Source organism: Nonomuraea sp. NPDC050733, assembly GCF_040654215.1.
GTDB lineage: Bacteria > Actinomycetota > Actinomycetes > Streptosporangiales > Streptosporangiaceae > Nonomuraea.
Genome location: NZ_JBFAHO010000054.1, coordinates 26,107 through 48,767, shown reverse-complemented (window position 1 = coordinate 48,767; position 22,661 = coordinate 26,107). Strand labels below are relative to the sequence as shown.

Annotated in this window: 16 protein-coding genes; 7 read left to right on the top strand and 9 right to left on the bottom strand. The window is 73.5% G+C overall.

Annotated elements, in window-relative coordinates; all coding sequences use genetic code 11:
* The first annotated feature begins 95 nt into the window (after window positions 1-95).
* Window positions 96-953 (top strand): hypothetical protein, encoded by an 858-nt coding sequence (locus tag AB0H64_RS41255; protein ID WP_357636364.1) that lies wholly within the window; start codon window positions 96-98, stop codon window positions 951-953.
* 66 nt (window positions 954-1,019) lie between these two features.
* On the opposite strand, the gene sigJ is transcribed toward AB0H64_RS41255, so the two are convergent.
* From sigJ to AB0H64_RS41235, 4 genes are all read right to left on the bottom strand, one after another.
* On the bottom strand, window positions 1,020-1,958 hold the full coding sequence (gene sigJ, locus AB0H64_RS41250) for an RNA polymerase sigma factor SigJ (protein WP_357636361.1): 939 nt from the start codon (window positions 1,956-1,958) through the stop codon (window positions 1,020-1,022).
* Between the two features lie 225 nt (window positions 1,959-2,183).
* Complete coding sequence (locus AB0H64_RS41245) at window positions 2,184-4,688, bottom strand: NACHT domain-containing protein (RefSeq protein WP_357636358.1); 2,505 nt, start codon at window positions 4,686-4,688, stop codon at window positions 2,184-2,186.
* A complete protein-coding gene (locus AB0H64_RS41240) occupies window positions 4,685-5,362 on the bottom strand; it encodes a hypothetical protein (protein WP_357636356.1) in 678 nt (225 codons plus the stop codon). The genes AB0H64_RS41245 and AB0H64_RS41240 overlap by 4 nt, the downstream gene beginning before the upstream one ends.
* Before the next feature lie 43 nt (window positions 5,363-5,405).
* The gene (locus AB0H64_RS41235) at window positions 5,406-8,966 is read right to left on the bottom strand and encodes an AAA family ATPase (protein WP_357636352.1); all 3,561 of its coding nucleotides are present in this window, start codon (window positions 8,964-8,966) and stop codon (window positions 5,406-5,408) included.
* 76 nt (window positions 8,967-9,042) lie between these two features.
* Here AB0H64_RS41235 and AB0H64_RS41230 point away from each other — a divergent pair, with 76 nt between their 5' ends.
* Entirely contained in the window at window positions 9,043-10,464 is a 1,422-nt protein-coding gene (locus AB0H64_RS41230; protein ID WP_357636349.1) for an NB-ARC domain-containing protein, read from the top strand.
* A gap of 1 nt (window position 10,465) precedes the next feature.
* Here the strand turns inward: AB0H64_RS41230 and AB0H64_RS41225 are convergent, their stop codons facing one another.
* Together AB0H64_RS41225 and AB0H64_RS41220 are read right to left on the bottom strand one after the other, a co-directional pair.
* Window positions 10,466-10,939, bottom strand: a complete 474-nt coding sequence (locus tag AB0H64_RS41225; RefSeq protein ID WP_357636347.1) for a hypothetical protein — start codon at window positions 10,937-10,939, stop codon at window positions 10,466-10,468.
* Window positions 10,940-11,145: 206 nt separating this feature from the next.
* On the bottom strand, window positions 11,146-11,799 hold the full coding sequence (locus AB0H64_RS41220; protein ID WP_357636344.1) for a hypothetical protein: 654 nt from the start codon (window positions 11,797-11,799) through the stop codon (window positions 11,146-11,148).
* A 108-nt stretch (window positions 11,800-11,907) separates the two neighbouring features.
* Between AB0H64_RS41220 and AB0H64_RS41215 the strand changes: the two genes are divergently transcribed.
* The 4 genes from AB0H64_RS41215 to AB0H64_RS41200 all read left to right on the top strand — a co-directional run bounded on the left by AB0H64_RS41215 (window position 11,908) and on the right by AB0H64_RS41200 (window position 17,418).
* The gene (locus tag AB0H64_RS41215) at window positions 11,908-12,084 is read left to right on the top strand and encodes a hypothetical protein (RefSeq protein WP_357636341.1); all 177 of its coding nucleotides are present in this window, start codon (window positions 11,908-11,910) and stop codon (window positions 12,082-12,084) included.
* 51 nt (window positions 12,085-12,135) lie between these two features.
* On the top strand, window positions 12,136-12,432 hold the full coding sequence (locus AB0H64_RS41210) for a hypothetical protein (protein WP_357636338.1): 297 nt from the start codon (window positions 12,136-12,138) through the stop codon (window positions 12,430-12,432).
* A 66-nt stretch (window positions 12,433-12,498) separates the two neighbouring features.
* On the top strand, window positions 12,499-16,647 hold the full coding sequence (locus AB0H64_RS41205; protein WP_357636335.1) for a hypothetical protein: 4,149 nt from the start codon (window positions 12,499-12,501) through the stop codon (window positions 16,645-16,647).
* 90 nt (window positions 16,648-16,737) lie between these two features.
* Complete coding sequence (locus tag AB0H64_RS41200) at window positions 16,738-17,418, top strand: hypothetical protein (RefSeq protein ID WP_357636332.1); 681 nt, start codon at window positions 16,738-16,740, stop codon at window positions 17,416-17,418.
* Here the strand turns inward: AB0H64_RS41200 and AB0H64_RS41195 are convergent.
* Window positions 17,330-19,285, bottom strand: a complete 1,956-nt coding sequence (locus tag AB0H64_RS41195; RefSeq protein ID WP_357636328.1) for a hypothetical protein — start codon at window positions 19,283-19,285, stop codon at window positions 17,330-17,332. The two genes, AB0H64_RS41200 and AB0H64_RS41195, sit on opposite strands and share 89 nt — an antisense overlap.
* Window positions 19,286-20,335 carry a hypothetical protein gene (locus tag AB0H64_RS41190; protein ID WP_357636325.1) on the bottom strand — a complete coding sequence of 350 codons (1,050 nt, stop codon included), beginning with the start codon at window positions 20,333-20,335 and terminating at the stop codon, window positions 19,286-19,288. It abuts the gene before it with no gap.
* A gap of 227 nt (window positions 20,336-20,562) precedes the next feature.
* Between AB0H64_RS41190 and AB0H64_RS41185 the strand changes: the two genes are divergently transcribed.
* Window positions 20,563-21,492, top strand: a complete 930-nt coding sequence (locus AB0H64_RS41185) for an NmrA/HSCARG family protein (protein ID WP_357636322.1) — start codon at window positions 20,563-20,565, stop codon at window positions 21,490-21,492.
* Window positions 21,493-21,580: 88 nt separating this feature from the next.
* Here AB0H64_RS41185 and nadE read toward each other — a convergent pair whose 3' ends face one another.
* Window positions 21,581-22,393, bottom strand: coding sequence for an ammonia-dependent NAD(+) synthetase (gene nadE, locus AB0H64_RS41180; RefSeq protein WP_357636366.1), 813 nt, complete (start codon window positions 22,391-22,393; stop codon window positions 21,581-21,583).
* Window positions 22,394-22,661 lie beyond the last annotated feature (268 nt).

The window sequence follows — 22,661 nt, the reverse complement described above, 5'->3', positions numbered from 1 at the left end:
CGCGGCGAGCAACATCAAGAGGGCCGGGCTGGTCCTCCGCGACGCCCGCGCGGCGTAGCGAGAAGCCACCCCGTTTACGGGGTGGAGGAGTCACGATGTCCTCGGGCCCCGTACGGCACCCGTTCCCGATAGCGACCTCCCTGGCCGACCCCATGGCGACCGGGACACCCCTGCCGCCTACGGGCCGACCTCGGTTCCTCGTCTCCGCGCGAACTCCGCTCGTCCACTTTCCCGAGAACTCCAAGACCGGCGTCTTCACGCCGGTGCCGCCCGCCGTGCACAACGCCGGGACCGGGGCGTTCGTCGCGAACATCTCGCTGCCGTCCGGCATTGCGAGCTCCTGGCACCTCGTGGCCGCCGCCCGGGACAACCGCACGTTCGCCATCGCCGGCTGGACCGAACCGAAGAATCCGGAAATCCGGTTCTTCCTGGTGCGTCTCGGCGACGACGGGCGCCCCGAGAAGCCGGTGGCTGTCCCACAGACCGACCCCGACGACCTCACGTCGGTCCACGACCTCGCCCTCAGCGCCGACGGCACCCGGCTGGCCTACGCCACGCCGCTCATCGGAGGCGGCGCCAAGATCTCGGTGCTCGACGTCGCCACCGGCCGGCGCCGGGACTGGAAGACGTTGACCCACTCCATGGTGACGGGCCTGTCCTGGGCCCCGAACGGTCGCTCGCTCGCCTGCGTGCTGGGGGGCCGGGCCATCGCCTTGCTCGACCTCGCCCGCCTGGGCACCGGCCCGGACAGCGCCGCGTCCCGGATCGTCAAGAGCTCCCTGGGCGCCCGGCCGATCGAGTCGGTGGCCCACACCCCCGACGGCAGCGCGCTGGTCTACGCCTCGGGGCACACCGTCGAACGCGTCCCCGTGGCGGGCGGGCCGGCGCAGGTCCTGGCCCGGCCGGAGATCGCGGTTGACGCTGAGGCGCCGTCGATCCGGCTGCTGGTGTAAGTCCCGCGGCACGCCCACGACTTCGGAACCGGCGCGGCGCCTTCGCATCAGTTTCGCCGGCGTGGGTCAGCCGGTCGTCCAGGGCCGGAGCTTGTCGGGGTTGCGTACCGCCCAGAGGCGCGTGATCCGGTCATCTGCGACATCGAACGCCATCACCAGCACGGTGGCGCCGTCCTCCTGGGCCACCAGGCCGGGGCGGCCGTTGACCGTGCGCTCCAGGATCGCCAGGCCGGGCGCCTTGGCGGCGATGTCGACCAGGTAGCGCGCGATCTGCTCACCGCCTTCGACGGGGTGCAGCACGGCGGCGACCAGGCCGCCGCCGTCGGCGATCCCCGTGGCGTCCGGGGCCAGCAGGCCGATGAGGGCGTTGATGTCCTTGGCCTCCCATGCCTGCTTGAAGTCCCGGACGAGACCGGCCTGGCGCGCGGGCGGGATCGCCGGAGCCTGCGACTCGCGGATGCGACGCCGGGCCGAGGAGGCCAGCTGGCGGCAGGCCGCCGGGCTACGGCCGACGATCTCCGCCACCTCGGCGAAGGAGTAGCGGAAGACGTCGTGCAGGACGAACGCCACGCGCTCGGCCGGGGTCATCGCTTCGAGGACGACGAGGAAGGCCATGCTGACCGACTCGTCCAGGGTGACCCGGTCGGCCGGGTCTGCCATGGCGCCGCCCGGCCGGCCGCTGAGCCACTCCGTACGGTCGGGCAGCGGCTCGGGAATCCATTCGCCCACGTAGCTCTCGCGCCGGGCCCGTGCCGAGCCGAGCAGGTCGAGGCAGATGCGGCCGGCGACCGTCGTCAGCCAGCCGCCGGGAGACTCGATGGCGTCCTGCTCCTGCGCGGACATGGCGTACCAGCGGGTGTAGGTCTCCTGGACGACGTCCTCGGCGTCGGCCAGTGAGCCGAGGAGCCGGTAGGCGACGTTGATCAGCTGACGCCGCTCGCCCATGATCGCGCTCAGGCTCGGATCGAACCGGCCGTCTCCCGGCCCGGATGCGGTGGTGCCCATGGTGTCGCCGACTTTCCCTCTGTCGCAGCTGCTCTCACCAGATCGACGGAACAGCCCTCCGGAATGTGAGGTCGGCGGCTCGCCTGACCGGTGACTACGTGTTCGACACCGCCCGCACGCGGATCGGGTTCGTCGCCCGGCGCGTACCTGGACGGCGACGACCCGTCGAAGTCGGAGTTCGACGTCTCCGCGGTCCGCCGGTCCTGACCGGGTCATCACGACGGCTCACGTGTCGTCGGCGTTCGCGGGCGGGGTGAGGAAGTCCTGGAGTTCGCGGTGCCGGAACTGGTACGTGGCGCCGCTGACGCGCAGCAGCCGCGCCTCGCAGGCCCAGTCGAGGAAGGTCCACAGCCGCAGCGGAAGCAGGCCCCGCGCGGCCGCGACGGCCACGCCGATCATGGTGCGGGTCCAGGCGATCGCGCCGAAGGCCAGGCCGAAGGTGACGCCGCCGATGAGCGCGCACACCAGCGACTCGACGACGTCCTGGTTCATCACGAACACCAGGAAGGCGGCGACACCGCCGGTGAGGCCGAAGGCCAGCCCGATGGTGGGGTTGCGGTGGAGGGCCTCGCGGGGGTGGGCCAGCTCCGCGTCCTTGCTCCAGCCCCCGGTGGTGATCTTGAAGACGACCCCGAGCGCGAAGGCCAGCACGAAGGCCCCGCTCACGCCGACGGCCAGCGGCACCGGGCCGGCGTGGGCCAGCCGCAACGGCGCCAGTCCGGTGAGCGCGCCGCACAGTCCGAAGCCCAGCAGCGTGACGGGCTCGGCGCGGACCGCCTCCGGCACGGTCATGCGCTCGGCTCCCCGCCGCCCGGCGGCGGTCAGCCCGATGACCGCCCCGAGCGTCATCCCCCCGATCCCCCCGGCGGCGACGGCGAAGGCGGGGCCGAAGATCCTCCCTCCGGTCAGCAGCAGCCCGGCCAGGCCCCCGAGCACCCCGACGGGTACGCCGGCCAGGGCGCCGAGCAGGCCGCCGGCCACGCGCCGCGCACGCGGGACGTCGGTGCGGCCACCGGCGGCGGCCGGCCATGGCGACAGCGACAGGCCGGTCGCGATGCCCACCCAGCCCGCCATGAGCGCCAGGGTGAGCAGCTGCTCCGGGTCGAGTCCGTCGCGCAGGTCAGCGGGGCTGTCGAGCGCCGATCCCGTCCAGAAGGCCAGCATGGCGACGACCGCGAGGATCACGCAGCACAGGCAGTGCAACGCCCGGATCAGGCGCCGCCCGCCGATCGGCCACAGCAGGTGGGGGACGATGTCGATCGCCGTCAGGCCGGGCGGCGGCCGATCCGCCGTGGCCGTGCGGGCCGCCTGCCACCGCAGGTGGGCCGCCAGGTGCTCCAGCCACGCGCGCACCTGTCCGGGCTGGTACGGAGTGCCGTGGGCGGCGCGGGGCGTGAGGCCGGTCGCCGCCGGGACGTACGCCTCCAGCAGCCTGCGGCCGATCCGCGCCGCTCCCTCATGGGGGTCGGCGTCCGGATCGGCGCCGAGCAACTCGGCCGGGTCGGCACCGGACTCCACGGCGGTCGCGGTCAGCAGCAGCCGCCACGGCGTGGCGAGAGCGGTCAGAACGGCCTTGCCCGCCGGTCCGGACAGCGCCGCGTGGATGCCGTCGCGGTGCCTTCCGCGGGGGTGGCCGTCCGGCCAGCGGGCGTGCAGGTACGTGCTGATCTGTTCGGTGGTCAGGTTGTGCAGATGGATCCGGGCGGCGTCGTCGAGCCCGACCCCGGCCTCGGACAGCTCGGCGTGCCGATCGGCTCGGCAGGTCACGACGACCGCCCCCGGCCGCCGCCCGGACAGGTCGCTGTACCGGTTGAGCTCGGCCAGCAGCCCGATGGCCCGGCGAGGCGAGCCCGTCGACGGCTCGGGGTCCAGCTCGTCCAGCCCGTCCACCACCGGCAGCACTCGGCGGTCCCGTACGAGCCGCAGCGCGTCCTTGACCGCGAGCCCGAAGTCCTGCGCCAGCTGCTCGGCCAGCCACGGCTCGAACGGCCTGCCCAGGGTCCATCGGGCCGCGTTCAGGCGCACCGGCACCGTTCGCGGCTGACCGGGTCGTCCGTCGGCGGCCAGAACGGGCTCCAGCAGTTGCAGCACCAGCTCGATGGCGAGCACCGTCTTGCCCGCCCCCGACTCCCCCACCACCAGCAGACGTGACGAAGGCAGGCCGTCGAAGAAGCGGCCGATCGAGTGCAGGTCGTCGCGCGTCTCCTCGGGGGCGCGGTGGATCGCGTCGGCGTACAGGCCGAAGGAGACGGGTGCGAGGGTGTAGCCCCCGAGCAGTCCTTTACGCGCCCTGTCCTCCTCCCGGACCACGCGCCGCACCAGCAGCTCGACCGCGTGATCCCGTCCGGGCCGGGCGACGGGCTCCGGCGCGGCGGGCGGTGGAGGAGCGACCGGTTCGGCCAGGGCCGTCCTGGCGGCCCGCCAGCGTTCGAGCTCGCCGGGGATCAGCTCGACCGGGAAGTCGCAGGAGCGCAAGCAGGCGGTGACGAAGGCCCGCACGAAGTCCCACCGCGGCAGCTTGCCGGTCTGCCGGAGCACGTGCGAGGTCGTGCTCTTCGGCAGGGTGTCGACCACGGCTCCGTCCGCGGCCGCCGTCTGGCCGCCGAGGGAGCGCAGCCTGCTCAGCGACGGCTCGCCCGCCCACTGTCTGAGCCGGACCAGCGAGCGGACGAACTCCGCCGCGCTGCCGGCCTCGGTGGGATCGGGCGGACGGGGGCGATCCGCCGTCATGGGCGCTCCGTCCGCACCAGCGACCACTCGAACCTCAGCCTGCGGCGCCGCGGCCAGCTCAGCCTGCCGCACCGCAGCCACCGGCTGTCCCGGCACAGGCCCTCCAGGGTCTGCACGTGGCGTGACTCCATCAGGAAGTTGCGCGCCTCGTCCGCCTCGACCAGCTCCCGGCCGACCGCGATGGGGACGAACCCGTGCCGGGGGATGTAGACCCATCGGCCGCGATCCCAGTCATAGGGGTCGAACCAGCGGTGGCGGACCGTGCCGGACACCCGCACCTCCTGTCCGTCGCGGGTCAGGACGAACGAGCCCTGGGAGCGCAGCAGGCTCATCCTGCTGACGTAGAACAGCTCCGTGCCGACGAAGGCGTTGATCCGGGCGTCCCAGTGGTCGCGCAGCCAGGTGGACGCGCCGTCGCGCAGCAGTCCCGCCTCCCGGGCCAGCTGCCGTTCGAAGCGGCGCTGGTTCCTGCGCTCGGCCTTCTTGATCACTGTGAACGAGCGCAGCCACCGCTGCGACATCGTCCTGGAGGCGCCCGCGCCGTCCATGAAGTGCTCCAGGAAGTCGGACGCGATCGGGTGGAACGGGCGGCCGTCGTCGACGATGGAACGGAACAACCCGACCAGTTCCGGGACGGGCCGGCCGGTCCGGCGGCGTAAGCCTCGCAGGAACATGCTCGCTCTCCCCGTGGTGGGTCCAGGGTGGGTCCAGGGTGGGTCACGGACACGTCTGGCGGTACTCCTCTTCCCGCCCCACGTAGTTCTCCCATTCGTCGCGGGTGAGGGAGCGGCCCGCGTTGGCGCACGCCGCGGCCACCAGGTCGGGGGGCGTGCGGACGTTCCACAGCCGGGCGGTGCCGTCGTCCGCGACCGAGGCGACGACCGTCCCGTCCCGGCTGTAGGCGACCGCGGTCACGCCGCCGGTGTGACCGGTCATCGGTGCGCCGAGCCGCCGGTACGTCCGCAGGTCCCACAGCTGCACGTCGCCGCTGGTGAGGCCGGTGGCGAGGACTTCGCCGTCCGGGCTGAACGCGAGCGTGTTCGTGACGGCGTCCTTGACGATCAGGCCGATGCCCGCCGGGCGGCGGCGCGTCACGTCCCAGAGCCGGACGCTGTCGTCAGCGGCCGTGATGGCCAGCTCCCGTCCGTCGGGGCTGAACGCCAGGGCGTTGACGAATCCGCCCGCGCCCGCGATCGACGTGTTCTCGGTCTCGCGGCGGGTGGCCACGTCGAAGAGCCGTACCCGGTTGTCGAAGCCCGTGGTGGCCACGATCGCTCCGTCGGGGCTGATCGCCATCGCCGTGACGAGGTCGGTGTGGCCGGGTACGCGGATGCGCGGCCCGGTCTCACGGCGGCGCGCGACATCCCAGAACACTATGGCGTCGTCCTGGTCGACGGCGACGAACCTGCCGTCGGGGCTGATCCGGGCCACGCCCTTCAGCGTCGCGTCATGGGCCGTCTCACGGCGGCTCGCGACGTCCCAGAGCCGCAGGCCGTCCGGATGGGATGTCAGGAGTGTCCGCCCGTCGGGGGTGAATTCGAGGTGGTACACCGGGCGGCGCACACCCCGGGGAGTCAGCGGAGGGCCGAGGGGACGCTGGGTGGCCACGTCCCACAGCTGGATCGCGGGGTTCTTCTCGCCGGGCACGCCAGTGGCCAGGGTCCGCCCGTCGGGACTCAGCGCGACGGCCGCCTGCGCGGGCATGCGGGTCCCGGTCTGCTGGTGGATCTGCGGGTCGGCCAGCCGTACCACGCCGTCGCCGCCGGCGGCGGCGAGCAGCTTCCCGTCCGGGCTGAACGCCACGCCCTCGACACTGCTGACGTTGTCGGCGAGCGCGAGCACCTGTTGCCGGCTGGCCGTGTCCCACACGACGGTGCGGCCGCTGGTCCCGCCGGTGGCGATCCGGGTGCCGTCGGGGCTGAAGACGATCGAGGCATAGCCGGCGGTGCGGTCAATGAGCCTGCCCGTCTGCTTGCGGGTGGCCACGTCCCACAGCCGGCCGGTGCGGTCCCAGCTCACGGTCGCGAGGGTGGTGCCGTCGGGGCTGATGGCGACATCGGTGACGGGGGCCGTGTGCCCGGTGAAGGGGGCGCCGAGCCGGCGGGACGTGGCGCTGTCCCAGAGCCGCGCGGTCCCGTCGTCGCCGGCGGTGGCCAGGGTCTTCCCGTCCCGGCTGTACGTCACCCTGTGGATGGGGTGTGACAGGCCCGGCCCGTCATGGGGATGGACCATGGGAGCGCCGTACGGACGGTGCGTGGCCACGTCCCACTGCTGGACGACGCCTCTGCTGTTCCCGGTCGCGAAGGTCTTCCCGTCCGGGTTGTACGCGAACGCCGTCGCGACCGCCTGGGGCTTCAGCGGGGCGTCGGCCTCGCGACGGGTGGCCACGTCGTAGAACCGGACGGTGCCGGAACACGCCGTGGCCAGCGTCCGGCCATCGGGGCTGAAGCCCAGGTGGACGCTTGAGCACTCGTACTTCGGAAGGGTGATCGGGGCGCCGAGCAGCCGCCGCGACGCCGTGTCCCAGAGCCGCGTGGTGCCGTCGTCGCTGCCGGTCGCGATGATCGAGCCGTCGGGGCTGAACGCCAGCGCCGTGAGGCCTCTCGTGTCCCCGCTGAAGGTGCCGCGGCCGGTGCCGGTCGCCGCGGACAGCACGCGGTTGCGGGCCTGCTCGGTGCGGGCGATCCGCCACGCCGCCACGGCCAGCACCGAGGACAGGGCGGGGTCGCCGGTGACCTCGCTCTGCGCCGCCAGCAGGCGGGAGAGCGCCAGCCGGCGTTGCCGGCCGGCGTCGTTCGCCGCGTTGACGGCGGCGCCGGCCGCGAGGAGGGCGAGCACCGACAGCACCGCGAGACCGGCCATGACGAGCCGGCGGCGGCGGGCCGCTCGCCGGGCCTCGCGCGTGGACGCCGCGATGAAGGCCTCGGCGGTGGGGCCGGGCGGCGGGAAGCTGTCGGGGTCGCGGTCCCAGCGGGGACGGCTGTCCTGGACGGCCAGCAGCCGGGCGCCCCGGTACAGGAAGGCGGGGTCGCGGTGGTTCTCGGCCCACTGCGCGGCGGCGTCCACGACCCCGTCGTACACCGCCTGCGCGGCGAGGTCGGGCTCGATCCACTGCCGCAGGGTGGGCCAGGCGGTCAGGAGCGCGTCGTGGGCGATCTCGGCGGTGTCCTCGTGCAGGGTGAGCAGCCGCTGACCGGCGAACGCGGACAGCAGCGCCTCGACCCGCTCCCGCCGCTCGGGCGTGTGCGCCGCCGTGGCGGCGTGGATCTCCGCCGCCGTGGCCCTGCGCCGCGCCACCTGCCCTCCCGCGGTGACCAGTGTCATCCGCCGGAACATCCTGAGCGCGGCCCTGCGATCCTCCGGCGACAGCCGGGCGAGGACCTCGTCGGCCGTACGGCGCACGGAGTCGCGGACCCGGCCGGACTCCTCGTAACCCCGGACGGTCAGGGTGCCGTCCTCGCGTCTCTCCCAGGTGTTGCGCAGAGCCTGCGACAGCAGGGGCAGCGCCCCGGCCTCGAGACGGTCTCCGGCGCCCAGCTCGCCGAGGATGGTCTCCACCAGGCCCTGCTCGATCGCCAGGCCCGCCGCGGCCGCGGGGCCGGTGATGGCGAGGCGCAGGTCCGGCTCGGTCATCGGCTCGACGACGACCTGACCGTCCTGGATGGCCTCGGCGAGCTGCGGGTAGGCGGCGCAGCGGTCCCAGTGGTCCGCGCGCACACCGATGATCACTCCGGCGCCCCGCGGGCCCTCGGCCATGGCGTGCAGGGCTCTCACGAACGCCTGGCGCTCCTGCTCGTCCGTCACCAGCGTGAACAGCTCCTCGAACTGGTCCACCACCAGGACGAGCCGGCCGCCCGGCGGCAGAGTCTCCGGCAGCGCCCGCCGTGGATCCTCCCGTAACAGCTCGTCCACCGCTGCGACGCGCCCGCCGAGCGTCCGGGTCCACTCTTCGGCGAGCGCCCGGAACGGCTTCGCGGTCGGCGTGACGAGCAGGCGCGGCCACCGCTCCGATCCGGCGACCGGCAGCCTTCCGCGCGCCAGGGCCGGCATCAGTCCCGCCCGCAACAGCGACGACTTGCCCACCCCGGAGGCGCCCGAGACCAGCAGGATGGACCCGTGGCCGTCCCAGCGCCGTCCCAGGCGTTCGAGGAGGCCGTGCGTCGCCCGTGCGCGCCCGAAGAACAGCCCGGCCTTGCCCGTCTCGAACGGCACAAGGCCCTGGTAGGGGCACGCGTCCTCCGTACGGCCGGGATGGCCGATGTCCTCCCGCACGCCCATGGCGTTCATTCTGACCAACCACGGCCATGCTGATCAATCGTGATTGTCCGCTCCGCGTGCCGTCCGATTTCGTGCGATGTCGTCCGACCTGTGGCTTGAACAGCGGAGACACGGTTTCGATGGACCCGCTGTCTTCACCGGCAGCTCTTCACAGGAAATCGGAGGTGTCGTGACCGTCGAACGCTGGTCGTCCCTTCACCCGCCGGCGGAAGTCACGCGGAATCCCGGTGCCGAGCCGTCTTCGGGAGCGTTGCTGCGCGGGTGGCGGGAGCGGGCATTGCTCACCCAGGAGCAACTCGCCGACAGGGCCGGCCTCAACGTCCGGACCGTTCGCCGGCTGGAGAACAGCGGCCTCCGGCAGCCTCGCACCCGGTCCGTTGTGCTGCTGGCGGAGGCGCTCGAACTGGACGGCCGGGAGCGGGCGACGCTGGCCGCCGTCACGCGCGGCCGGCCGGCTCCCGCCGAACCGGATGATCACGCCGGGACCGGCCCGCCGGCCGGGACGACCGTTCCCCGGCAGTTGCCCGCCGATGTCACGGCGCTGGTGGGCCGAGGGCGCGAGCTGGCGATCGTGGAGGGTCACCGGAGCCCGAACACGGCGACGGTCGTCTCCATCGACGGCATGGCCGGAGCGGGCAAGACGGCACTGGCCGTTCACGCCGCCCACAGGCTCGCCTCGCGATGTCCCGACGGGCAGCTCTTCGTGAGCCTGCACGGCCACGCCCCGGCGACGGCACCGGTCGAACCGGGGGCGGCCCTGGCCCGCGTGCTCCACGCGCTCGGCGTCCCGGCCGAGCGCGTCCCCGCGCACCTCGACGACCGCGCCGCGCTCTACCGCAGCGTGCTGGCCGATCGCAAGGTCCTGATCGTGCTGGACGACGCCGCCGACGAGCACCAGATCCATCCGCTGCTGCCCGCCGGCCCGGACTGCCGGGTGATCGTCACCAGCCGTCGCCGCCTGAGCTGCCTGAGCGACACCTGGAGCCTGTCGCTGGAGACCCTGCCGGTGGCGAAGGCGGTCGCCCTGTTCACCCGGATGGCCGGGTCCGCGACGGACGCGCCGACGAGCGTCCTGGCCGAGGTCGTGCGGCGCTGCGGGCTGCTTCCCCTCGCCATCCGCATCGCCGCCGTCCGGCTGCTGGCCCATCCCACCTGGAGCGTGCGGCACCTGCTGGACCGGCTGGCGGACGACCGGCTGGCCGAGCTGACCGCCGGGCGGCACAGCGTGGCCGCCGCCCTCGACCTGTCCTACGAGCGGCTCTCCCCCGGCCTACGACGCGCGTACCGGCTGCTGGGCTCGCGCGCCGGCACGGACTTCGGCGCCGACGCGGCCGCCGCCCTGCTGCGGACGACCGCGCCGCAGGCGGTACGGCTGCTGGACCAGCTCTCGGACGTGCATCTCCTGCAGGAGCCCGCCCCCGGCCGCTACCGGCTCCACGACCTGGTCCGCGACCATGCCTCGGCCGTGCACGCCGCGCGTGCCGGCCGGGGACGGTAGGTCAGCAGTGGCCGACGTACGGCTTGGTGTGCACCTGGTAGACGTGGTTGTCGCCGGGCAGGTCGCTGATCTCGCCCCAGGCCGTGATGCACCGGCCGGCGCCGTTGACGCGGGCGGGGCCGGCGTAGTACTCGAAGTTGCCGGAGTTGGAGTCGTCGTCGATGGTGTGGCAGTAGGTCGAGCCCTTGTCGGACAGGCGGCAGGAGGAGATCGCGGCGACCATCCACTTGCGCTTGCCCCAGGTGGCCCCGGAGGACTGCATCTCGGCGCAGTTGTTGGTGCCGTCCCAGTAGACGTTGAGCCAGCCGATCGTCGTCCCGGAGACGTTCTTCAGGGGTTGCGACTCGATGCGCGTCCCGCCGCAGGCCACGCCGGCCGACGCCGGGGCGCTCCACGCCACGAGGGATCCGGCCAGCACACCGGCGCCCAGGGCGACCGCGGCGACCTTCCGCAGCACCTTCCGAAAGGCATGCATCGGCAAACTCCTCTTCATGATCAGCTGTTGAGGAGCCCACCCTAGGGCCGCCGCCGCCCGCCCGCCAGTCCCGGGGGACGACCGGCGGGGCCGCCGGGGCCGGTGTCAGTTCGGGGGTGGTGTCAGTTCGGGGGTGGTGTCAGTTCGGGGGTGGTGTCAGTTCGGGGGTGGTGTCAGTTCGGGGGTGGTGTCAGTTCGGCGCGGTGTCAGGAGGTCGTCGTGGGGGCGGCGGTCGGCGAGGGCGAGGAGGTGGGCGGCTGTCCGGGCCGGTCGCCCCGGTGCCAGCGCTCTCCCCGGCCGAACCGGCCCTGCCAGTCGCGCGGGGGCCCGTCGGGCAGGGTCCGATCGCGCAGGGTCCGGTCGCGGATCGCGACGGCAGTGGCCGTGCCGCCGTCCACCTTGGCCATGACCATGACCTTCTGCCCGGTCTTGACCGTGTCGATGCCGCCGCCGCGGTTGATCCGGGTGTCGGCGTCGACGGCGTACTCCTTGGTGTAGCCGTCCTCGCTCTTGACGGTGACCGAGTCCTGGTCGACGGACGTGACGTCGCCGTACTGGGTGGCGACGGTCACGTACGTGCCCTCACCGTCGGGGACGACGTACTCGCCGTGGATGGGCGGACCGCCGATGCCCATCCTGTGTCTCCAGCCCGGCGCCCTGTCGGAAGGCGTACCGGACGGGCTCGCCGACGGCGGCGGTGACGGGGCGGGTGACAGCGCCGCCGCGGCGGCCACGCCGGCACCCGTGACCAGGACGAGCGAGGTGGTGGCGACGAGCAGCAGGGAGCGGGGGAAGCGGCGGCTGGGCGGCTCGTTCGCCAGGGTCTCTGCGGTGCTGAATCCGTCCGGCCCAGGGGTCATCTCGTCCTCCCGACAGGTATGCAATGGGACAACAGTGCAGCGAACTACCTAAGACCGACGTAAGCGCCAGTTCGCCGGGGGACGCGGCCGGGACGGTAGGTTCGGGGCATGAGCGCTGACGACCCGCGGCCTCCGCTCTTCGAGGTCCTCCCGGAGCAGGACGAGCGGCCCGAGCCGATCATCATGCACACCTCCGAGGGCACCCTGAGCGTGGCGGGCGATCTGACGGCCGAGGAGTTCGAGATCCTCGACGAGCTCAGGCGGGCCGCCCGCAGGCGGAGCTGAGCTCTGTGCCGAGTTGTACGATGCTCCTGTGACGGGTGAGGTCAGAGGGGCATGACGGGCGACGGCTACACCGCGGCGCCCCATGCCATCAGGCGGTCCGGGCAGGTCTCGGCGCAGGAGGCCGAGCGCATCCGCGGCGTGCTGCACGACGTGCGTGAGGCGTTCGCCGAAGCCGGACGGCCGATGGGCGGCGACCAGTACGGCTCCGAGATGGAGAAGAAATACCCGGCCATGCGCGACGGCGTGATCTCCGCCTTCCACGCCTACATCGACGACCTCGACGGGGTCGGCGGAGGCTTGAACCTCACCGCCGCGAGCTACCAGGCGGTGGAGCGCCCGGAGGCCTGACGACCGGTGTGGCTCGACGGGGGGATACCCGCTTGGCTGCGGCCCTGGGTGGGGTGGGCGGTCGGCATGGACTGGCCCCAGGCCGAGGAGTCCAAGCTGTTCGCGCTGGCCGACGCGCTGGTCACCGCCGCCTACCGGGTCGCCGGCGGCACCGGCCTCCGCCCTCCCGACGCCGACGCCTGGGACGGCGAGGCGTTCAGGGCCTTCATCACGAGCACCGCGAAGAGAGTCGGCGGGCGTCAGGCCGAGGTGCTGGTCCGCCTGTCCGCGATGGCGTTCTCGCTGAACGACCTCGGCGTGCAGGTCCAGTACACCAAGCGGATGATCAAGCTGTCGATCGGGCTGCTGATCTTCCAGCTCGCGACCCTGCTGCCGGTCATCGCCAACCCCGCCACGGCCGGCCACGGGCTGAGCGCCGCGATGCTGCGCGCCCGCTTCACCAGGCAGGTCGTCCAGCAGCTCGCCAAGCGGCTGCTGTTCAACATCGCGCTGTTCGGCGGGCTGATGGGCGGGATGGACCTGTACGTGCAGGCCACCCAGAGCCGGCGCGACGAGATCGACTGGAACCAGGTGCTGACGTCGATGGGCAGCGGCGCCCTCAACGGCGTGTTCCTGACGGGCACCACCTGGCTGGCCCCGCCGCGCCGGCTGCTGGACTTCATGCTCGCCTCCGGTGTGGCGGGCGGCCTGACCGACGCGACCCTGCAGGCCTTCGACGACGAGCCGTTCGACCTGACGCGGCTGCTGAAGGGCGTCACCTCGGGAGCCGTCGGCGCCGCTGACGCGCACTGGGCGAGCTGGAACCCGCACGCCGGCGGGCCGGGCGGCGCCGACGGCACGCCGCACGTCCCGGGCGTGCCGGGCGTGCCGGGCGTGCCGGGCGTGCCGGGCGTGCCTGATCACGTTCCCGCGGCGTGGACGGCGCACGATGCGCGCACAGCGCTCGCCGGGTACGAGCCCTCGCCGCACGCGCACCCGGACGGCGCCACGTGGCAGCCCCACCACCAGCCGCTCACCGCGCGGCAGGACTTCCTGGCCCGGCATTTCAAGGAGGAGACCTGGTCCGGGCTGTGGTTCCGCAACCCTCAGAGCACGGACATGAGCGTCACCGGCGACATGCGGCGCCGCCCGCCGCTGCCCGGCCACTTCGACGTCGGCATCCGCGCGAACTCCGACGGCTTCTCCATCGGCGGCTTCCGGCAGCCCCCCGCCGACGTGCCGCCCGGCACGCACCTGACCCCGGGCCGGGACGTCCACGTGAGCGCCGCCGACCTGGCCGCCGTGCTCCGCGAGGACCGGCGGCTGTCGGCGCAGCCGGACGCCGCGTTGCGGCTGTTCGGGCCGCACGCCCGCCACGACGCGCCGCTGCTGCAGGACCTCGCCGACCGCACCGGCCGCGCGGTGCTCGCCGCCGACAACGGCATGCCGTACGGCAGCGGCCAGGGCTACCGGGGACCGCTGGACGGCCAGTGGCACCGCTTCGAGCCGCGCCCGCCGGGCGGCCCGTTCGAGAGCGTGGCCACCGGCGTGCACCACACCGGAGAGGCCGCCACCCTGCGCGGCCCGCGGCCCGGCTCGATCGACGGCCTGCTCAACTGGGGCCGGAGAGCGCCCGCCGCCGGCCCGTGGCGGCCGCTGGACGCGTTCAGCCAGGTGGCCGGCCAGGGGACGGTCGGCCCCTGGGAGCCGGCCACGCCCGACGGCGCCCGGGTCACCCTCACCGACGGCTCGCACGCCATGCTCGTCGACCTGCCCTCGCCGCAGGCCAGGGACGCCAAGATGCTGATCGCCCGGCTCGGCCAGGAGCTCGGGCTGAAGATGCCCGCCACGCACCCGGTCGGCGAGGCCGGGCTGCTCATCGACTCCGTGTACGACGGCACCGGCCCGACGCAGTGGCAGGGCGAGGCGTGGAACGTCCAGGACAGCGTCACCACCCGCGACGGCGTGCTCGTCGGCCTGCTCGGCGCCCTCGTACGGGACGAGCCGACGCTGCTGGAGGCGCTGACCGGAGAGCCGCCCCTCATGCCGGAGCCCGCCGCGACGGGGAGGCTGAGCACGTACTTCATCCGCGACCTGGGCTCGGGCCAGGAAGTGTGGGCGCCCAACCCGCTCGCGCCGTCCGACGTCATGACACTCCGGAGCACGCTGGCGAGGATGGCGGAGGACTTCGGCGACGCGGGCCTCGCCGACGTCCACGCGCGGCTGACCGCGACGCTGCGGCAGGTCGCCGAGCACGCCGTCAGCACCGAGTCCATCCTGAAGACCGACCCCTCCGAGTCGCTGGCGGAGATCACCCTGCAGCGGCTCGACGAGAGGGGCCGGGAGGTCGCCGACGTCGCCGCCCAGCTCAGGGACACCACCCCGCCCGGCGCAGGCCGCCCCCTCAGGGACGCCGCGCAGCGGCTGGCCGGCAACCTCGACGACATCGTCGCCACCCGCGAGTCCGACCTCGGCCACGTCGTCACCTTCGGCGACGGCTCCCAGGCGCTGGAGCTCACCGGCAGGGCCGCCGACGAGGCGCTGGAGGCCGCCCTGGCCCGGCGCGCCCTCGGTCTCGACGGCCCCGCGGTCCACCGGACGGCCGACGGGACCGTCTACCAGACGCACGGCAGCGACGAGCTGCGCGCCGCCCTGGCCAACGGTGTTCGCGACGCGGAGCTGGTGCCGCTGACCTCGAACAGGACCGAGGTGGTGACGTTCAACGACGGCACCCGCGCCATCCGCCACGAGTTCGACAGCATCAGCCACGCCGACGAGTTCGAGGCGCGCGCCCACGAGGAGCACGCCATCAGGGACGGCGTCCCGGGCACCTACCGGGCCTCCCCCACCGTCGTCTACGAGTACCGCGTCGACCCCTGGCACATGGCCGAGGACGAGCGCGCCGTGCCCCCCGCGCTCCGGCCGGAGCTGGACAGGCGCGCCCTCCACGCCCGGCTCCTCGACTCCGACCCGCCCGCGGACCTGGTCAGGCAGAATCCCCGTCTCGACGCGGTTCTGCGCGCCGGGCCGCTGCTCAGCGAGGCCGACAGTGCCGCGCTGCGCGCCAGGTACGAGGCGCTGCGGCCGGAGTTCGAGCGGTACGGGCTGGGCGACCGCTACCGGGAGCACCTCCAGGTGATCGGCCTCGCCGGCCCGCACGCCGTCCTCGACCTGGGCCCGCTGCACGACCCCTCCCCGCTGGCGCCCGACTTCCGCGACGTGCCGTGGCGGCCGCCGGGCGACCACGTGCCCGCGCTGCCGGACCTCCTGGAGGGCGGCAACCTGCGTCAGGTCAACGAGCTGGCCGTCGGACGCGCCGACGATCCCGCGCTCGTCCCCGCCGCCGAGGCGATGCTCGACAGGGCGGACGCCGAGCTCGCCGGCCGGCCCACCACCTCCGGCCATGTCTCCGCGCGCGTGCCCGCCGACTGGCTGCCGCACGACGTCCGGGCCGGCAGCGAGATCGTCTTCCACGGGCTGCTCGAAGGCGTCGACTCCCCCACCCACCTGGGCGAGGAGCCCGGCAGCGTGCGGCTGACCATCAGGGCGAGCGAGTACGCCGACGTCTCCGCCCTCTCGGGCAAGCCCGCCCACGCCCTCTTCCGGGCGGGGCTGCGGCTGAAGGTGCTGGCCGTACAGGAGTCTCCGGGCGAGCGGCACCTGCTGGCCGTGCAGGTGCCCGACGGCCGCGCCGTCGACTCGATCGCGACCGCGGTGACGCGGGCGAAGCCGCCGCTCACCGCCGAGCTGCGTCACCACCTCAAGGAGCACGTCGAGCAGACACCCGCCGGCGTGTGGCTGCGCGACCTCCTCCATCCGGACGACCGGGCCCTGGCCGAGTCTGCCCGCAACGTCAAGCCGATCGAGGGCGCCTTCTACGTCGACGGGCACGGCACGGAGGAGGGCAACCTGATCGGCGAGGAGGCCCTGGACGCCCGGCAGATGGCGGCGCTGCTGATGAACAGTCCCGGGCTTGAGCCGCACCACCACGTCATCCTGCTCGCCAACTGCAATGTCGGCGCCGGCCGGTACGCGCTGGACGTCGCCCGGCTCACCGGGCGCGTGGTGATCGCCGCCGACTCCGACATCCACCTCACGAAGGACGGGTACATGACCGCGGTCACCAAGGACTTCGGCAGGCTGGGCGGGCGCGGCCAGTTACGCGTCTACCTGCCGGACGACCCTGTATCGGGCCGGGTGATGGGCCAGGTCAAGGCCTGGTTCCAGGCGCCGTGAGACCCAGGCGGGTGGTCCGGCCGCGGGTGGCGTGCCGGATCGGCCGGCCGGTCGGTAACGCCGGGCGGCGTCTCGGGTGATACTGGCAAGATGCCGGTTACCTACGGGCCCGAATACTGCCGCCCTGACCTGCCGGTCCCGCTGGTGCCGTTGTCGGGGGTGCCGGTGGTGGTCCGGCGAGCCCTGGCCTGGCCGGCGCCTGAGCGGGCATCCGCGGCGACGGTCGGCTGGGCGGTGCTCACCGCCGGGCTCGCGCTGGCGGCGACCTTCACCCCGCATCCCGCCTTCTCCGCGGCCACCTGGCTGACCGCGGGATACGTGGTGGCGCGGGTCGTGGCGCTGCGGCGGTTGTCGCGAGCCCAGTGCCGGTTCGAGCCCGCCTGGCTGGCCGCGCAGACGAGGGTCCTGCGCGGGCACGGCTTCGACATCCTGCGCTGCACGGTCGCCGGCCGGGTCTGCGACCTGACCAGGGCCGGCGACGTGGCGGCGCTGAAGCGGGCCGCGCCCGGCGCGGAGGTGATCCTGGAGTTCGGCTACCGGCCGGCCGCGGGAGGCCGGGTCGCGGTCGAGCGGGTCCGCCGCACGCGCGCGGAGCTGGAGATACGGCACGCGGCCTTCCCGCCGGACAGCGGCCGCGTGCGCTTCCCCGAGGCGAGCTACGTCATCGGCGCGAGCGGCCGGGTCACGGTCTGGTCGCTGGCGGGGCGGGTGCTCCTGACGCCGGCGGTCGCGGCCCCGCTGCGGCCTGATCCTGCAGCAGCTCGTGCCTGAACTGGTAGTAGGGCCCGGTACGGCGGAGCACTCCGCGCTCGTAGGCGTCGTGCAGGAACGTCATCAGCCGTAGCGGCAGCGCCCGCCGCCACGCGAACCACAGCCGGACGTCGATGAACCGTCCCCAGGCGCTCGGCGCCATCATCGTGACGCCGAACCCGACCGCGCCGAGCACCGCGCCGCAGGTGGCGCCGATGAGCGTCTGCGGCCACCGGCCGAGGGTGAGCAGCCACACGTGGTCCCTGACCCGTAGCCCGGTCTCCATCCACCAGCCGAGGTAGGCACCCACGGCGAGCCCGACCAGGCCGCCCGCGGTGAAGGCCAGCAGCACGGCCGCCCGGTCGTTGCGCAGGAAGCCGTCGGGTGTGCCGGCCTTGTCGGCGTTGGCCGGGGCCAGGGCAAGGGAGGCGGCCAGGAAGCCGACCAGGAACACCGCGCCCTCGGTGAGGGCGTACGTCACCCCGTCGTACAGCACCAGGACGATCACCATGCCAGGCGTCACGCACACCAGGCCCTGGCCGAGGCGGCGCAGCAGGTAGCGCCGGGTCAGTGTCTTGCGCAGCTTCGGCCCCGCCTCACGCGGGTAGTGCTGCTTGGCCAGCGACACCGTGAGGCCACCGGCCAGCCCGATCGCCAGGCCGAACCACCAGCCGACCGCTCCCAGCCCGAACAGCACGGTCACGGCCGTGCAGAGCGGCACGAAGATGGCCATCCCGAGCACGGTCTGGACGGTGGGGACCACCGCGCGCGGCAGCGCCTGGTGCAGCTCCCACCAGGCCAGGTCGCCGGTCCCCCGGCGGCGCAGGAACTCGGCCAGGAACCGGAGGTGGCGGGCCGCCTCGTCGGGGCTCCACCGCTGGTCGCCCTCCGGTTCCGGCCGGTAGACGGCCGGCACGAACCCCGCCACCAGGCCCTGCCGGATCCGTACGGCGGTGCCGTCGACGCGCGGGGAGTGACCGCTCTCGCAGGTGCGGGCCGCCAGGAAGATCATCAACGGGGTGTCGAGGGCCTCGGCCAGCGGCCCCCGCGGCTCCGCGCGCAGCCGGGCGACCAGTGCGGCGGCCGCGGGCACGTCGCCCCAGCGCGACTCCAGGTATCCGGCGGCCCCCGCGCCGTCCACCGGCAGCAGCCGCGCCACCGGCGTTCCGGCGAGCCTGCGGGTGACGGGGCCGGTGTACGCCTCGACGCGGCTGGTCAGCACGTACGGCGAGCCGGACCAGTCCTCGTCGATGGCCCTGACCACGTCGGCGCGGCGCGCGGGCGGCACCTCGTCGAAGCCGTCGAACACGGCCAGCAGGCTGCCGCTCCTGATCAGCCGTTCCAACGCGAGCGGAGTCTCCCGCAGGAACGGGAACTCGGTGACCAGCCGCAGCGCCACCCACTCGCGCAGGGCCAGCCGTGGCTCCCACGACGACAGCGGCAGCGTGACCGGGATCGGCCGGTGCTGCACCGAGGACATGCGCAGCGCCAGGAGCAGGCCGAGCGTGGTCTTGCCCGAGCCCCGCTCCCCTGTCACCACCACCCGTCCTTTCATGGCGAGGAGGTGGTCGGCCAGTTCCTCGATCGTCCCGGGCAGCTCGCCGCCGGACTCACACCGGATCGGGATGCCACGGCTGTCGGGGACGTCGCGGTTGCCGGCCTCCCGCCGGGCCGCCTTCATGATCTCGTCGGCCAGCCTGTCGGCCAGGTCGGAGGGGTCGTTCGGGGGCCGGGCGCCACGCAGCGTGCCGATGTAGGCGACGACGAGGGCGGCGGCGGCGATGACCGCCTCGACGTTCGACCACCCGCCCACCGCCAGCCGTACGACCGCCAGGAGGACGAACGCCAGCGGGAGGATGACGAGAACCGCCGTCTGCAGCTTGCGCATCTATGAGGCCCTCTTCGGGGGGATGGCGTGGGTGCCGCCGGCCAGCAGCAGCCCCAGCGGGGTGTCGGTCGTCGTCCTGCCGCGTCCGCGCCGGTGGCGTTTGAGCACGTCAGCCACCAGGACGAGGAGGAGCGTCGCGGCGAAGGGCCGGGCGGCGGCTCGCCCGTAGCAGGCGGCCAGCCGGGGCCGCAGGGCCCGCAGCCGGGCGCCCACCTCGGCCAGGCTCACCTCGCCCCGATTGAGCGGGGTGCCGATGCCGTCGCGGAGATCGGCGTCCTGGTCGAGGTAGTCGTCCAGGAGCTGCAGCGCCTCGCCCGCCTCCATGACCGCGTCGCGCTGCACCACGCTCATGTCCGGGTGCACCATCCCGAACAGCACGACGCACGCCAGGCCACCCTTCCCCCGAGCGATCTTGCCGAGCTGTGCCGCCGGGGTGGCGGGATCACGCTGGCGGCGGGAGAGCACCTGGTAGTCGTGCAGTTCGAGCAGCGCGGTGTGCCAGAGCTCGCCGGGAGCACGGCGGCGGATCTCGGCGTAGAGCGCGGCCAGCAGGCGCCGGTGTTGATCGCGGGGCACGGGACGCCCGTCGCCCTTGAACCCGTCGCCCTCGAACCCGTCGCCCTCGAATCCGTCGCCCTCGAACCCGTCGCCCTCGAACCCGTCCGCCTCGAACCCGTCGGCTTTGAGCCCGTCCGCCTTGAACAGGGACGCCACCCACGCGTCGATCTCCGCGTCGCCGCCGTTGTCGATCATGTCGTCGTAGAGCCGCGCGACCGATCCGGCGAGCATGACCAGCTCGCCGTCGCAGGGCCGGCCCGCCATCCTGGCGTAGGCGTGGATGCCGACGTTGAAGGTCAGCGCGGTGCCGCGCAGGGAGGCGATCATCGCCGCCCGCTCGGGCTCGCACAACACGCCGCGGACGATCGGCTCCACGGCCCGCTCGAAGTCGCGCACGGCGGCGGGGGCGCAGGCGACGGCGTCCTTGAGCGCGATGGGGAGGGCGATCGCCGGCCGGGCACACCGCAGAACGGTCAGTAAGTCGCGAATCACTGCGCTCCCATCGGCAGACGGTGAGCGCATGATGACACGACGTCGAGCAGCGGTAAACACAGGCTTTCCGCCTCATGCGACGACGGCACGGCTCCCCTGGTCACCGAGCTGACCCACGCGGCGAACTTGCAAAACGGGGTGGCCCTCCATATCGTACTCGACCAGAACCGGAGGGCCACCCCATTTAAGCGGGTGGCCTCCGCATGCCTACCGAATGGAGACACATCGTGAAGACCATCGTGGTGGTGGGGGCGACCGGCCTGCAGGGCCGTGCCGTGACGGCGCGTCTGCTGGCCGAGGGCTGGCGGGTGCGCGCGGTGACGCGCGACGCGAACTCCCCCGCGGCCCGGACGCTGGCGCAGGCGGGCGCGGAGCTCGTCAGAGCCGAGATGGACGACGTCGCCTCGCTCGTCGCCGCAGCCGAAGGCGCCCACGGCGTCTTCAGCGTGCAGCCCACCGTCGGCTCCCCCGGCACCGCGCCGGGCTTCAGCGCCGACGACGAGGTCCGCTGGGGCCGCAACGTCGCCGACGCGGCCCACGCCGCCGATGTGCGGCACCTGGTCTACACCTCGGTCGCCGGCGCCGGCCGCCACAACACCGAGAAGCTGCCGCAGAACGTGGTGAACAAATGGCGCATCGAACAGCACATCACCCGGCTGGGCCTGCCGGCGACCTTCCTGCGCCCCGTCTCCTTCATGGAGAACTACACCGGCCCCTACCACCTGCACGGCGGCACCGTGGCCGCCGCCTTCGCGGCGGACGTGCCGCAGCAGATCATGGCTGTGGACGACGTCGGGGCGTTCACCGCGCTGGCGTTCGCCCGGCCGCAGGAGTGGATCGGCCGCTCCGTCGACCTGGCCGGGGACGAACTGACCCCCGTACAGATCGCCGCCGCCATCTCCGAGGCCGTCGGACTGTCACTGCCCTACGTCCAGACCCCCGTCGAGACGATCGCCGAGTTCGGCGTGGAGTTCGCCTACTCCTACATCTGGCTCAACGAGCGCGGCTACCGCGCCGACGTCGCCTTCACCCGCGCCCTGCACCCCGGCCTGATGGACCTGCCCACCTGGCTGGCCCGCACCGGAGCGGCCCAGATCAGCAACTTCCTGGCCGCGCAGGACGCCACGCGGCAGGACAGCGCGCGGCAGGACCGATGAGCACGCCCGACCTCGGACGGGTCGGCAGCTGGGCGGGTGAGACGGACCGCCACCCCGCCCCCCCGATCGCCGGTCAGCAGCGGGCCGTTCAGGGGGCGATCGGCGGCTGCCGCTTGTGCTCGGTGAGCCGGTAGCGGGCGGCGATGGCCGCGAAGGCGGCCTCGTCGACCGGCTTGCCCTCCAGGAAGTCGTCGATGTCGTCGTAGGTGACGCCGAGCGTCTCCTCATCCGGCTTGCCCGGGTTCAGGGTCTCCAGGTCCGCGGTCGGGGTCTTCCAGACCAGCGCGGACGGCGCGCCCAGGGCCTCCGCCATGGCCCGTACGCGCCGCTTGGTCAGGCCGGTGAGCGGGACCACGTCGGCCGCGCCGTCGCCGAACTTGGTGAAGAAGCCGGAGACCGCCTCGGCGGCGTGGTCGGTGCCCACCACCAGGCCCGCGTGCGCCCCCGCCACCGCGTACTGGGCGATCATGCGCTGCCGGGCCTTGATGTTGCCGTGCACGAAGTCCTGCTGATGGTCGTCGCGGAAGACCATGCCGCCGGCCAGCAGCGCCTCCAGCGCGGCGTCGGCCGCGGACCTCACATCGACCGTCAGGACCTGGTCGGGCCGGATGAACTCCAGCGCGAGCTGCGCGTCCTTCTCGTCGGCCTGGGCGCCGTACGGCAACCGCATCGCGAAGAACGTCGCCTCGCCCCCGGCGGCCCTGACCCGCTCGGCCGCGAGCTGGCACAGCCGTCCCGCGGTCATGGAGTCCACCCCGCCGCTGATGCCGAGAACCAGCGAGCGCAGGCCCGTGGAGGTCAGCTGATCGGCGAGGAAGGCCACCCGTCGCTCGATCTCCTGCCCTACCTCGAAAGTCGCGCTCACCTGGAGATCCCGGGCGATCCCCTGCTGCAGGGACATGGACGCCAGGTCGGTCACGGTCGCTCCTCGGTCGTGCTCGTGCTCGTGGTGGGGGCCACAGCCGCGTGTGGGACGCAAAGCACTCTAGAGGAGGCCGCGGAGCCGTGCTCAACGGCCTCGGGACCAACCGCTCACCCTTCCGCCGCGGAGCCCGACAGGCGAACCGGCGCGGTTTTGGTGGTTTTCCCACAACTCGGGCCGCGTAACGTGCGCTGTCTGCGACATGGCGGTGCCCACCCGGTAGAGGGAAGGGTGGAGACTACCGGGG